The organism is Nonomuraea sp. NPDC003201, from assembly GCF_053590415.1.
Genome location: NZ_JBSFTC010000312.1, coordinates 1 through 12,013, shown reverse-complemented (window position 1 = coordinate 12,013; position 12,013 = coordinate 1). Strand labels below are relative to the sequence as shown.

The window sequence follows — 12,013 nt, the reverse complement described above, 5'->3', positions numbered from 1 at the left end:
CCTGGTTGTCCGACATGGACGGCGTTCTCGTCCACGAGGGTCGTCCGATCCCCGGTGCGGACGAATTCATGCCGGTGGCGATCTCGACCGCCTCCCCCGGCCGCAGCTCCTCCGCGTAGCAGGCGCCGCCGGCCAGAACCCGGCCGACCACCCGCCACGGGCCGGCACCGGCCACCGCGTAGCCGTCCATCGCCGAAACGTCCACCCCGGGCACCGCCACGAGCGCCGTCAACGGCGCGGCGAGGCGGCCGCCGAGAGCGTCGGCGAGCAGCACGGACGCGGGTTCGAGGGGCGTCGCGGCCCCCTTCGCGAGGGCCCGCGCGGTCACCCAGGTCGTCGATTCCACCACTAGATCATGCCGAAGAACGGTCACAGGCATGCTCCTTGACCCACGTTTTTCCATACTGTATACCGAATGCAAATCCGACGCGAGAACGGAGCGCAGCATGAAGGTCGCTGTTCTTGGCGCCGGCGCCATCGGCGCATACGTGGGGGCCGCCCTCCACCGGGCGGGAGTCGAGGTGCACCTCATCGCGAGAGGCGAGCACCTGCAGGCGATCCGGCGCGCCGGTGTGCGGGTGCTCACCCCCAGAGGCGACTTCACCGCCCATCCCCATGCCACCGACGACACCACCCAGGTCGGCCCGGTGGACCACGTCTTCCTGGGCCTCAAGGCGAACAGCTACGCCTCCGCGGGCCCCATGATCAGGCCGCTCCTGCACGAGGCCACGAGCATCATCGCCGCGCAGAACGGCATCCCGTGGTGGTACTTCCACGGGCTCAAGGGCCCCTACGAGGGCTACCGCATCGAGAGCGTCGACCCGGGCGGCGCGGTCACGACCGCGCTGCCCCTGCACCGTGCCGTCGGCTGCGTCGTGTACGCCGCCACCGAGATCGAGCGGCCCGGCGTGATCCGCCACCTTGAGGGCACCCGCTTCTCCATCGGCGAGCCGGACGGCGAGCCGACCGAGCGGTGCAACGCCTTCAGCCAGGCCGCGATAGCCGGCGGGCTCAAGTGCCCGGTGGAGCGCGACCTGCGCAAAGACGTGTGGATCAAGCTCATGGGCAACATCGCCTTCAACCCGATCAGCGCGCTCGCCAGGGCCACGATGGCCGGGATCTGCCGCCACGACGGCGCCAGGGAACTGGTCGTGGCCATGATGCGGGAGACCGTCGAGGTGGCCGGGCGGGTCGGCTGCAATCCGGGGATCTCCATCGAGCGCCGCCTGAAGGGGGCGGAGAAGGCGGGCGAGCACAAGACCTCCACGCTGCAGGACCTGGAGAAGGGCAAGCCGCTGGAGCTGGACGTGCTGCTCGCGGCGGTGGTCGAGCTGGCCGACCTCACCGGCGCCGAGGTGCCGACGCTGCGTGCCATCCACGCGGTGAGCGACCTCCTCAACGCCAACCTTGTCCGCGCGGTCTAGTGAGGAATACCGTAGCCTGTATACAGAATGGAGGGATCATGAGCTATGACCGCCTGACCCATCCACTGGTGCGTGAGAACGGCGCGCTGCGCAGGGCGACCTGGGAGGAGGCCCTGGAGCGGGCGGCGGAGGGCTTCCGCCGCAACCTCGCCGCGCATGGGCCCGACTGCTTCGCCATGTTGTCGTGCGCCCGTTCCACCAACGAGATGAACTACGTCGGGCAGAAGTTCACCCGCGTGGTGATCGGCACCAACAACGTGGACTCCTGCAACCGCACCTGCCACGCGCCGAGCGTGGCGGGGCTGTCGGCGGTGTTCGGCAGTGGCGGCGGCACGTCCTCCTACCAGGAGGTGGAGGACACCGATGTGATCGTGATGTGGGGTTCGGCGGCGCGTAACGCCCACCCCATCTTCTTCCAGCACGTGCTGAAGGGCATCCACAACGGCGCGCGGATGTTCGCGGTGGACCCGCGCCGCACCGGCACCGCCCAGTGGGCCGACCTGTGGCTGGGCCTGAACGTGGGCACGGACATCCCCCTCGCCCACGCGGTGGCCAGGGAGATCATCCACGCCGGGCTGCACAACGAGGCGTTCATCGAGCGGGCCACGGTCGGGTTCGAGGAGTTCAAGGAGTCGGTCGAGCCCTGGACGCTGACCGTCGCCGAGCAGGTCACCGGCGTGCCCGCGCACGCCATCCGCGAGCTGGCCCACGCCTACGCCCGCGCCGACCGCGCCCAGCTGTGCTGGACGCTCGGCATCACCGAGCACCACAACGCGACGGACAACGTACGGGCCCTGATCAACCTGTCCCTGCTCACCGGCCACGTCGGCCGCTACGGCTCGGGCCTGTCGCCGCTGCGCGGCCAGAACAACGTGCAGGGCGGCGGCGACATGGGCGCCATCCCCAACCGGCTGCCCGGCTTCCAGGACATCCTCGACCCCGGCATCCGGGCGCGTTTCGAGAGCGCGTGGGGCAGGGAGATCCAGCCCCGCTACGGCCTCAACCTCACCCAGATGCTGGAGGCCATGGCCGACGGCGAGGTGACCACCTGCTATCTCATCGGTGAGAACCCCGTGCAGTCCGAGGCCGACTCGCTGGCCTGCATCAAGCGCCTGTCCATGCTCGACCACCTGGTCGTGCAGGACATCTTCCTCACCAAGACCGCCCAGATGGCCGACGTCGTGCTGCCTGCCAGCGCCGCCTGGTGCGAGGCGGACGGAACGTTCACCAACAGCGAGCGCCGGGTCCAGCGGGTCCGCAAGGCCCTGGATCCGCCGGGCGAGGCGCGCGACGACATCTGGATCATGTGCGAGCTGGCCCGCAGGCTGGGCCACGACTGGCACTACGACGGCGCCGAGGAGGTCTGGAACGAGCTGCGCGCGATGTCGCCCCAGCACCACGGCATGAGCTACCAGCGGCTGGCCGACCTGCAGGGCATCCAGTGGCCCTGCCCGTCGGAGGACTCGCTGGAGCCGCCCTACCTGCACGGCAGGCTGTGGGAGAGCGACCCGGTCAGGCGGGGCGTGCCGGCGCCGTTCGCGGTGCTGCGCCACTCGCCGCCGGTGGACCTGCTGGACGAGGAGTATCCGCTGCGGCTGACGACCGGGCGGCGGCTCGACTCGTACAACACGGGCGTGCAGTCCTCCGGGTTCGCCTCTCCCCTGCGCCGGGGCGAGACGGTGGAGCTCTGCCCCGAGGACGCCGACCGGCTCGGCGTCGTCGCGGGCGAGGAGGTGCGGATCACCTCGCGGCGCGGGTCGGTGGTCGCGCCGGTGTTCATCGACCCCGCCCTGCGGCCGGGGCTGGTGTTCATGACCATGCACTTCCCGGACGAGGTGGACACCAACTCCCTCACCATCGAGGCCACCTGCCCGATCGCGGGCACCGCCGAGTTCAAGGCGGCGGCCGTACGCGTCGAGAAGCTCGTGAAGGCCGGGTGATCAGATGGATCTGAGGTTCCGTGGCGCAGAGCCGTCCGACGAGGAGCGCGCGGCCGTCGACGCCCTGCTCGGGCCGCCCGCGTCGGCGTGGGACGGCGGCGGGAGGACCGAGGCCGACCTGCGGGTGGCCGCCCGCGCAGAGTCGCAGCGCGACATGCTGCTGCCCGCGCTGCACGCGGTCAACGACCGGGTCGGGTGGATCAGCGAGGGCGCGCTCGACTACATCTGCCGCCGCCTGACCGTGCCGCCCGCCGAGGCGTACGGGGTGGCGACGTTCTACTCGCTGTTCTCCATGGAGCCGCGGCCGAAGCGGGTGCTGCACGTCTGCACCGACCTGGCCTGCCAGGCCAAGGGCGGCGAGAACGTACGCAGGCGGGTGGAGGAGCGGCTCGGCCCGCCCGGCAAGGCGTGGCACGAGAGCCCCTGCCTGGGCCTGTGCGAGCGGGCCCCCGCCGCGCTCGCCCTGGAGGCGGGCACGCCTCCCAAGGCCCAGGTGTACGCGCCCGCGAACGCCTCCCTGACCCTGGACTCCCCCACCCCCAACGGCGCCACCCCCAGCCTCGACGTCGCCGGCGACGCCCCGGTGGCGGCGGCCGTGCCGCAGGCCGGGCAGGACGGGCTGACCCTGCTCAGGAGGGTCGGCACGACCGATCCCGCGAGCCTGGACGACTACCGGGCGGCCGGCGGCTACACCGCGCTCAGGAGGGCGTTCGAGCTGGGGCCCGCCGGGGTCATCCGGGAGGTCCTGGAGTCGGGGCTGGTCGGCAGGGGCGGCGCCGCGTTCCCGACCGGCCGCAAGTGGGACGCCACCGCGCGCCAGCCCGACCACCCCCACTACCTGGTCTGCAACGCCGACGAGAGCGAGCCGGGCACGTTCAAGGACCGCGTGATCATGGAGGGCGACCCGTACGCGCTGGTGGAGGCGATGACGATCGCCGCCTACGCCACCGGCTGCGCCAAGGGATACCTCTACATCAGGGGCGAGTACCCCAGGGCGACCGCGCGGCTCCAGCACGCCATCGCGACCGCCCGCGCGCGGGGCCTGCTCGGCGACGACATCCTCGGCAAGGGCCTGTCGTTCGACATCGAGCTGCGCAGGGGCGCGGGCGCGTACATCTGCGGCGAGGAGACCGCGATCTTCAACTCCATCGAGGGGCAGCGGGGCGAGCCGCGCAGCAAGCCGCCGTTCCCCGTGGAGAAGGGGCTGTTCGGCAAGCCGACCGTGGTCAACAACGTCGAGACGCTGGTCAACGTGCTGCCGATCCTGGAGCGCGGCGCCCGGGCGTACACGGCGGCCGAGCCCAAGCTGTTCTGCGTCTCGGGCGCGGTCGAGCGGCCCGGCGTGTACGAACTCACCTTCGGGACGACGTTGCGCGAACTGCTGGACATGACCGGCACCACCGGCACGACGAAGGCGGTGCTGCTCGGCGGCGCGGCCGGCGCGTTCGTCACCGACCTGGACATCCCGCTCACCTTCGAGGGCACCAGGAACGCGGGGGCGACGCTCGGCTCCGGCGTGGTGCTCGTCATCGACGACACCGTGGACATGAAACGGCTGCTGCTGCGCATCGCGGAGTTCTTCCGCGACGAGTCCTGCGGCCAGTGCGTGCCCTGCCGGGTCGGCACCGTACGGCAGGAGGAGGCCCTGCACCGGCTGTCACGCCGGGTCTCCCCGAGCCTCCCGCGCCGGGACGACGACCCCGATCTCGTGCTGCTGCGCGAGGTCGGCCAGACCATGCGGGACGCCTCGATCTGCGGCCTCGGACAGACCGCCTGGAACGCCGTCGAATCGGCCATCGACCGTCTGGGAGTGTTCAAATGATCCCGCTCCAGCCGCCCCGGCGGCTCATCGACGTCCAGATCGACGGCGAGGACGTACGGGTGCCGGAGGGCTCGACGATCCTCGACGCCTGCCACGCGGCGGGCAAGGACATCCCCACCCTCTGCTACGGCGACACGCTGACCCCGAAGAACGCCTGCCGCGTCTGCGTCGTGGAGGTGGAGGGCGCCAGGACGCTGGCGCCCGCCTGCTCCCGCAAGGCCGAGGCCGGCATGAAGGTCGGCACCGACACCGAGCGGGCCCGGCAGAGCCGCAAGGTGGTGCTGGAGCTGCTCGGCTCCTCCGTGGACCTGTCGACCACCCCTCGCGCCGCCGAGTGGGCCGAGGAGTACGGCGCCGACCCCACGCGGTTCGGCGACGACGCGGCCACGGTCGAGCAGCCGGCCAAGGTGGACAACGACCTCTACGTGCGCGACTACAGCAAGTGCATCCTGTGCTACAAGTGCGTGGACGCCTGCGGCGACCAGTGGCAGAACACCTTCGCCATCGCCGTCGCGGGCCGGGGGTTCGACGCGACGATCTCCACGGAGTTCGAGGCGCCGCTCACCGACTCGGCCTGCGTCTACTGCGGCAACTGCGTGGAGGTGTGCCCGACGGGCGCGCTGTCGTTCAAGACCGAGTTCGACATGCGGGCCGAGGGCACCTGGGACGAGTCGCGGCAGAGCGAGACCACGACGGTCTGCAGCTACTGCGGGGTCGGCTGCAACCTGACCCTGCACGTGCAGGACAACAAGATCGTCAAGGTGAGCTCGCCGCACGACAACCCGGTGACCAAGGGCAACCTCTGCGTCAAGGGCCGCTTCGGGTACGGCTATGTCTAGGGCGCTCATCCGGGCCGAGGGGATCGCTCGTGTCTAGGGTCGCGGTGAAACGGCGGATCCTGCGGGTCAAGGACAGCGCCCGCATCCCCAAGATCGACTCGCTGGCCGCCGAGGAGCCGCTGGAGATCCGCCTCGACGGGACACCGCTGACGGTCACCATGCGCACGCCCGGCGACGACTTCGACCTGGCCGCCGGGTTCCTGGTCAGCGAGGGGGCCGTGGGCGCGGCGGACGACATCGCCACGATCCGCTACTGCGCGGGCGCGACGGTGGACGACGGGAACACGTACAACGTGCTCGACGTGCGGCTGGCGCCCGGCGTGACGGCGCCCGCGCCGCGCAACTTCTACACCACGTCCTCCTGTGGCGTCTGCGGCAAGGCGTCGCTGGAGGCGGTACGCACGGTGGCTCGCTGGAGCGCCGGAGACGACCCGGTCGAGCTGGCGCAGCCGACCGTCGCCGCCCTGCCGGACCGGCTGCGCGCGGCCCAGCGGGTGTTCGACCGGACCGGGGGCCTGCACGCGGCCGGCCTGTTCACGTCCGACGGCGAGCCGCTGTGCGTGCGCGAGGACGTGGGCCGGCACAACGCGGTGGACAAGCTGCTCGGCTGGGCCCTGCGCAACGACCGGCTCCCTTTGCGCGGGACCGTCCTGATGGTGTCGGGCCGGGCCTCGTTCGAGCTGGTGCAGAAAGCGGTCATGGGGGGCATCCCGGTGCTCGCCGCAGTCTCGGCGCCGTCGTCGCTCGCGGTCGAACTGGCCGCGGAGGAGGGGCTGACGCTCATCGGGTTCCTGCGCGGGGACTCGATGAACGTCTATACGGGCGAGCGCCGCCTGAGCATCACCCCGAGCGCCGGCTATGGCTCGGCCGGCGCACATACCCCGGGGTGATGGCGGGATGCCGCACGGCGCCCTGGCCCCCAGCCGCCGTCCGGCATCCCCTCTCTGCTCATTGCCTCCGCTTCGCGGAGGCGGGCTCGGTCGCTCCAAGCCGTCGCCTTCCCTCGTCACTCCGGTCGCTACGCTCCCTGCGCTCCTCAGTCCAGGCAACGGCGCTCCCTCACGTGCTTATGGCCTCCACTTCGCGGAGGCGGGCTCGGTCGCTCCGAGCCGTCGCCTTCCCTCGTCCCTCCGGTCGCTACGCTCCCTGCGCTCCTCAGTCCAGGCAACGGCGCCCCCTCGCCGGGGATTTTGACAACCATTTTCATTTTGGCGCATACTGACTCACATGATGTCAGGATTTTCCCGGTCGTACGCCGTCGGATTGCTGGCCGGGGCCACCCTCCTCACCACCGCCGCCTGCGGATCCGGCTCCGCCGAGACCACCGCAGGGGGCAGGCCGGAGGTGGTCGCCGCGTTCTATCCGCTCCAATGGCTGACCGAGCAGGTGGGAGGATCCGACGCGCACGTGACCGTCCTGACCGCGCCCGGCGTCGAGCCGCACGACCTCGAGCTAAGCATCCAGCAGGTGACCGAGATCCAGAAGGCGGCGCTCACGGTCTACATCAAGGGCGTCCAGCCCGCCGTGGACGACGCGGTCGACGCCGACAAGAGCTTCGACGCCGCCACGGCCGTCACGACCCTGCCCGCGAGCGGGCACGAGGAGGGCGAGGAGGAGCACGGCCACGAGGTCTCGTACGACCCGCACCTCTGGCTGGACCCCACCCGCCTGGCCACCATCGCCACCAAGCTCGGCGAGCGCCTGGCCGCCGCCGACCCGGCGCACGCGCAGGCGTACAAGGACCGGGCCGCCAAGACGGCGGGCGCGCTTGGAACGCTCGACCAGGAGTTCGCCAAGGGCCTGAGCACGTGCAGGACCAAGTCGCTGGTCACGGCGCACGAGGCGTTCGGCTACCTGGCGGACCGTTACAAACTCAAGCAGGTCGGCATCACGCTCGACCCCGAGACCGAGCCGTCGCCCGCGCGCATCTCCGAGGTGGCCAAGCTGGCCAGGGCCGAGGGTGTGACCACGATCTTCACCGAGTCCCTGGTCAGCCCCAAGGTGGCCGAGGTGCTCGCGAACGAGGTGGGCGCGAAGACCGCCGTGCTCGACCCGCTGGAGAGCCGGCCCTCCGGCGATTACCTGTCGGCCATGCGCGATAACCTCAAAACCCTACAAACAGCACTGGGGTGTACGGCATGAGCGAAACGGCCTTCGCGATGACCGACGGCCGGGTCTCCTTCGACGGCAAGCCCGTCCTCCGGGGGATCGACCTGACCGTCTGCCCGGGGGAGGTCGTCGCCCTCCTGGGGGCCAACGGCTCGGGCAAGTCGACGCTGGTCCGCGCACTGCTCGGCCTCACGCCGCTCACCGGCGGCTCGACGCTGATGTACGGGTCCCCGCCGGGCAGGTTCCGCGAGTGGTGGCGCATCGGCTACGTGCCGCAGCGGCTCCAGGTCGGGGGTGGCGTGCCCGCCACCGTACGCGAGGTCGTGGCCTCGGGCCGGATCGCCAGGCAGAGCCGGCTGCGCAGGACCAGCCCGGCCGACAAGGCCGCCGTGGCCGGCGCGCTGGAGGCCGTCCGGCTGGCCGACCGCGCGAACGACCCCGTCCAGTCGCTGTCCGGCGGCCAGCAGCAGCGGGTGCTCATCGCCCGGGCGCTGGCCGGGGAGCCGGACACGTACGTGATGGACGAGCCGACGGCGGGCGTGGACGCCGACACACAGCAGTTGCTGGCCGACACGCTGGCCGGGCTGGTGCGCGACGGCAAGACGGTGGTGCTGGTCGCGCACGAGCTGGGGCCGCTGGAGCCGATCATCACGCGCGGCGTGGTGATCCGCGAGGGCCGCGTCGCGCACGACGGCAGGCCGCCGCGCCCGGAGGGCGACTGCGCCCGGCCGGGCCACGAACATCAGCATCCGCACGCGGCCACACCGTCCGCGGGGCCGTTGACCGGCTGGCAGGGGGAGGCGCCGTGAACGGCCGCCGACGGAGGGAACCGCGATGATCATGGATCTGCTCCAGGAGCAGCTCTTCCAGCTCGCCCTGGTGGCCGCGCTGCTGGTGGGCCTGTGCGCGCCCGCCGTGGGGACGTTCATCGTGCAGCGCAGGCTGGCGCTGCTGGGTGACGGCATCGGCCACGTGGCGCTGACCGGCGTCGCCCTCGGCTTCCTGACCGGCACCACGCCCGTGCTCACCGCCGTGATCGTCTCCGTCGTCGGGGCGGTGGCCATCGAGCTGGTCAGGGCGCGCGGGCGGACCAGCGGCGACGTGGCGCTGGCACTGCTGTTCTACGGCGGGATCGCGGGCGGCGTCATGCTCATGGGCATCGCGCCGGGCGGCAGCAACGCCAAGCTGAACTCCTACCTGTTCGGCGCCATCGCCAGCGTCACGGTCCAGGACATCTGGGTCATCGCCGCGCTGGCCGTGGCCGTGATCGGCGTGGTCGTGGTCTTCGGCAGGGAGCTGTTCGTGCTCTGCCAGGACGAGGAGATGGCCCGGGCGAGTGGCCTGCCGGTCCGCTTCCTCAGCCTGCTGATCGCGGTCACCGCCGCGCTCACCGTCGTGATCGCGATGCGCGTGGTGGGCCTGCTGCTGGTCAGCGCGCTGATGGTGATCCCGGTGGCCACCAGCCAGCAGCTCACCCGGGGTTTCCGCACGACGATGGGGCTGGCCATGCTGTTCGGGGTGCTCGCCTCGGTGGGCGGCCTGCTCGCCTCCACCTACTCGGCCAAGGTGCCTCCCGGCGCGGCGATCGTGCTTCTTGCTCTCGCCGGCTTCGTCCTGGCCCTCGGTGTCGGTAAATTCGTACGCCGAGGCCGTACCCGGGAGTCGACAGTGAGCGAGCGACCGAAGGTGCGCGTGGAGGAGGTCGTATGACGACGAGACGCGACGCCGTGCACGACACCCTCCGCAGGAGCGAGGGGTTCCGCAGCGCGCAGGACGTCTATGCCGAGATGCGCCTGCACGGGGCGAAGATCGGCCTGACCACCGTCTACCGCGCCCTGCAGGCGCTGGCCGACGGCGGGCAGGTCGACGTGCTGCGTACGGACGAGGGCGAGTCCGTCTACCGCGCGTGCGCCAGCGACGTCCATCACCACCACCTGGTCTGCCGCCGCTGCGGCCACACGGTGGAGGTGGCCGGTCCCGCGGTCGAGCGGTGGGCCGAGGCGGTGGGCGGCGAGCACGGCTTCACCGAGATCACCCACACGGTCGAGGTCTTCGGCACCTGCGCCGCCTGCTCCAAGGGCTGACCGGCGTCAGCCGGCCTTCGGCACCTGCTGCGCGCGTGGCTCTTTCCGGCGGGTCTCGCCGGGCTGCGGCGAGCGGGTGCGGGAGCCGTACAGGACTCCGAGGACGATCACCGCGCACCCGGCGAGCTGCAGCGCCGACGGCCGCTCGCCCAGCACCACCGCGGACAGCGCGACGGTCGTCATGGGCTGAATGAGCAGCAGCAACGCGGTGAGCGCGGCCGGCTGGCGCGGCAGCGAGAACGTGATCAGCGACCACCCCAGCACCTGCGGCCCCAGCGCGAGCAGCAGCAGCCACCCGTGCGCCGGCCAGCTCGGCATGAGGTCGGCGCCCCCGAAGAGCGGGCTCAGCAGGGCGATGGCCACGGTGGCGACCACCGTGGCGTGCGCCAGCGGCCCGACGGCCCGCGCCGGCCCGGCCTTCATGAGCAGCAGGAACGCCGCGTACGAGATGGACGTGGCGACCCCGGCCAGCACTCCCATGATCGGATCGCGCCCGTAGGCGGCGCTGTCGAACACCCCGGAGATGAGCACCACGCCCGCGAACACGATCGGCGTCGCGACCATCAACCGGGACGACGGCCGCTCCCCGAACAGCGCCCAGGCCGCGAACGCCACCAGGAACACCTGCAGATTCCCCAGCACCGTGGCCAGCCCCGCGCCCACGTAGTCGATCGCGTGATGCCAGAACAGCAGGTCGAGCGCGAACACCACGCCCGCCAGCCAGGCCAGCGCCACCCCTTTCCACGGCAGCGGCCCCAGCCTGCGCCGCTCCAGCCAGGCCAGCACGATCATGGGCGGCACGGCGTACGCGCAACGGAACAACGCGGACGTGGCAGGCGATACACCTGAGAGCCGAACCAAGGGGGCGGAGGTGGAGATGATCAGCGCACCGACGATCGCGATCAGCACGATACGGCGATGTGCACTCATAGAAACCCCCGTACGGCCATGCAGGAGATACAGTGCGACCACGCTAGAACCCGGCGCGGACAGGAGTCAACATGCCGTTTGGCCATGACATGGTGCATTCTTTGGCCACCGTTGTCGAGCTGGTCAACACCTCGCCCTCCACCGGGGGCGACGAGGGCCTGGCGGGCCTGGCCGAATTGCAGGCGTTCGTGGAGTCCCGCCAGATCAGCGGCGTCACCAAGCTGACGCCCCGCGACCTGGGCCAGGTGCGGATGGTACGAGAGGTGTTCTACCGCGTCTTCATCTCCCCGGACCAGCCCACGGCGGTCCGCACCCTGAACGTCCTGCTCGCCGAGACGCGCATCACGCCCCGGCTGACCGAGCACGACGGCCACCCGCTGCACATGCACTATTTCGCCGCGGACTCCACCCTGGCGGAGCACGTGGCGGCCGACTGCGGCGTCGCCCTGGCCCACCTGCTGGTGGAGGGTGAGGTCGAACGCCTGCGCACCTGCTCGGCCCCGGACTGCGACCGTGTCTTCGTCGACGAGTCCCGCAACCGGTCCCGCGTGTACTGCGACAGCCGCACGTGCGGCAACCGCATGCACGTAGCCGCCTACCGCGCCCGCCGCCGCGCCTAACCCCAGAACAGCCCTCCGGGGGGAACTCGGCAACCCCGGGGAGAGCCGGGACGCTCAGGCGGCCCAGGGGGAACAGCTCGGTCCTCGCACTGAGACGCGCTACGCGCGATGGAGCACTCGGGCAGCGCCCTGCGGAGGCAAGCCCCACACCCCCAGGGGGGGGGGGGGGGGGGGGGCCGCCCCCCCCCCCCGCCCACCCCCAAACAAAACAAAAAAAAAAAGAGAAGTGTTAGAGAATTAAAGGG

11 protein-coding genes and 1 pseudogene are annotated in these 12,013 nt (G+C 71.3%); 10 read left to right on the top strand and 2 right to left on the bottom strand.

Annotated elements, in window-relative coordinates; translation table 11 throughout:
* Positions 1-346: pseudogene (locus tag ACWDX9_RS51380) on the bottom strand (hypothetical protein); the annotation flags it as partial.
* A gap of 100 nt (positions 347-446) precedes the next feature.
* Between ACWDX9_RS51380 and ACWDX9_RS51375 the strand changes: the two are divergent.
* The 9 genes from ACWDX9_RS51375 (at position 447) to ACWDX9_RS51335 (ending at position 10,218) form a co-directional block, all read left to right on the top strand.
* Complete coding sequence (locus ACWDX9_RS51375; protein ID WP_449968953.1) at positions 447-1,424, top strand: 2-dehydropantoate 2-reductase; 978 nt, start codon at positions 447-449, stop codon at positions 1,422-1,424.
* A 38-nt stretch (positions 1,425-1,462) separates the two neighbouring features.
* Positions 1,463-3,364, top strand: coding sequence for a molybdopterin oxidoreductase family protein (locus tag ACWDX9_RS51370; protein WP_449968950.1), 1,902 nt, complete (start codon positions 1,463-1,465; stop codon positions 3,362-3,364).
* A gap of 4 nt (positions 3,365-3,368) precedes the next feature.
* The gene (locus tag ACWDX9_RS51365; protein WP_449968947.1) at positions 3,369-5,186 is read left to right on the top strand and encodes an NAD(P)H-dependent oxidoreductase subunit E; all 1,818 of its coding nucleotides are present in this window, start codon (positions 3,369-3,371) and stop codon (positions 5,184-5,186) included.
* On the top strand, positions 5,183-6,025 hold the full coding sequence (locus ACWDX9_RS51360) for a 2Fe-2S iron-sulfur cluster-binding protein (RefSeq protein WP_364239898.1): 843 nt from the start codon (positions 5,183-5,185) through the stop codon (positions 6,023-6,025). The genes ACWDX9_RS51365 and ACWDX9_RS51360 overlap by 4 nt, the downstream gene beginning before the upstream one ends.
* 29 nt (positions 6,026-6,054) lie before the next feature.
* Positions 6,055-6,915 carry a formate dehydrogenase accessory sulfurtransferase FdhD gene (gene fdhD, locus ACWDX9_RS51355; protein WP_449968944.1) on the top strand — a complete coding sequence of 287 codons (861 nt, stop codon included), beginning with the start codon at positions 6,055-6,057 and terminating at the stop codon, positions 6,913-6,915.
* A 337-nt stretch (positions 6,916-7,252) separates the two neighbouring features.
* Complete coding sequence (locus ACWDX9_RS51350) at positions 7,253-8,167, top strand: metal ABC transporter substrate-binding protein (RefSeq protein WP_449968942.1); 915 nt, start codon at positions 7,253-7,255, stop codon at positions 8,165-8,167.
* On the top strand, positions 8,164-8,943 hold the full coding sequence (locus ACWDX9_RS51345) for a metal ABC transporter ATP-binding protein (protein ID WP_449968939.1): 780 nt from the start codon (positions 8,164-8,166) through the stop codon (positions 8,941-8,943). Before ACWDX9_RS51350 ends, ACWDX9_RS51345 begins: the two co-directional genes overlap by 4 nt.
* Positions 8,944-8,971: 28 nt before the next feature.
* Entirely contained in the window at positions 8,972-9,844 is an 873-nt protein-coding gene (locus ACWDX9_RS51340; RefSeq protein WP_449968956.1) for a metal ABC transporter permease, read from the top strand.
* Positions 9,841-10,218: a Fur family transcriptional regulator gene (locus ACWDX9_RS51335; protein ID WP_350725059.1), complete on the top strand. Its 378-nt coding sequence runs from the start codon at positions 9,841-9,843 to the stop codon at positions 10,216-10,218. The genes ACWDX9_RS51340 and ACWDX9_RS51335 overlap by 4 nt, the downstream gene beginning before the upstream one ends.
* A gap of 6 nt (positions 10,219-10,224) precedes the next feature.
* On the opposite strand, the gene ACWDX9_RS51330 is transcribed toward ACWDX9_RS51335, so the two are convergent.
* On the bottom strand, positions 10,225-11,127 hold the full coding sequence (locus ACWDX9_RS51330) for a DMT family transporter (RefSeq protein ID WP_449968937.1): 903 nt from the start codon (positions 11,125-11,127) through the stop codon (positions 10,225-10,227).
* Between the two features lie 113 nt (positions 11,128-11,240).
* Between ACWDX9_RS51330 and ACWDX9_RS51325 the strand changes: the two genes are divergently transcribed.
* Positions 11,241-11,768 (top strand): CGNR zinc finger domain-containing protein, encoded by a 528-nt coding sequence (locus ACWDX9_RS51325; RefSeq protein WP_364240559.1) that lies wholly within the window; start codon positions 11,241-11,243, stop codon positions 11,766-11,768.
* The last annotated feature ends 245 nt before the right edge of the window (positions 11,769-12,013 follow it).

Excerpts from the sequence above, each read along its gene's own strand:
- ACWDX9_RS51375 (WP_449968953.1), top strand. The coding sequence starts at position 447 with ATGAAGGTCGCTGTTCTTGGCGCCGGCGCCATCGGCGCATACGTGGGG.
- ACWDX9_RS51370 (WP_449968950.1), top strand. The coding sequence starts at position 1,463 with ATGAGCTATGACCGCCTGACCCATCCACTGGTGCGTGAGAACGGCGCG.
- ACWDX9_RS51365 (WP_449968947.1), top strand. The coding sequence starts at position 3,369 with ATGGATCTGAGGTTCCGTGGCGCAGAGCCGTCCGACGAGGAGCGCGCG.
- ACWDX9_RS51360 (WP_364239898.1), top strand. The coding sequence starts at position 5,183 with ATGATCCCGCTCCAGCCGCCCCGGCGGCTCATCGACGTCCAGATCGAC.
- ACWDX9_RS51350 (WP_449968942.1), top strand. The coding sequence starts at position 7,253 with ATGATGTCAGGATTTTCCCGGTCGTACGCCGTCGGATTGCTGGCCGGG.
- ACWDX9_RS51345 (WP_449968939.1), top strand. The coding sequence starts at position 8,164 with ATGAGCGAAACGGCCTTCGCGATGACCGACGGCCGGGTCTCCTTCGAC.
- ACWDX9_RS51335 (WP_350725059.1), top strand. The coding sequence starts at position 9,841 with ATGACGACGAGACGCGACGCCGTGCACGACACCCTCCGCAGGAGCGAG.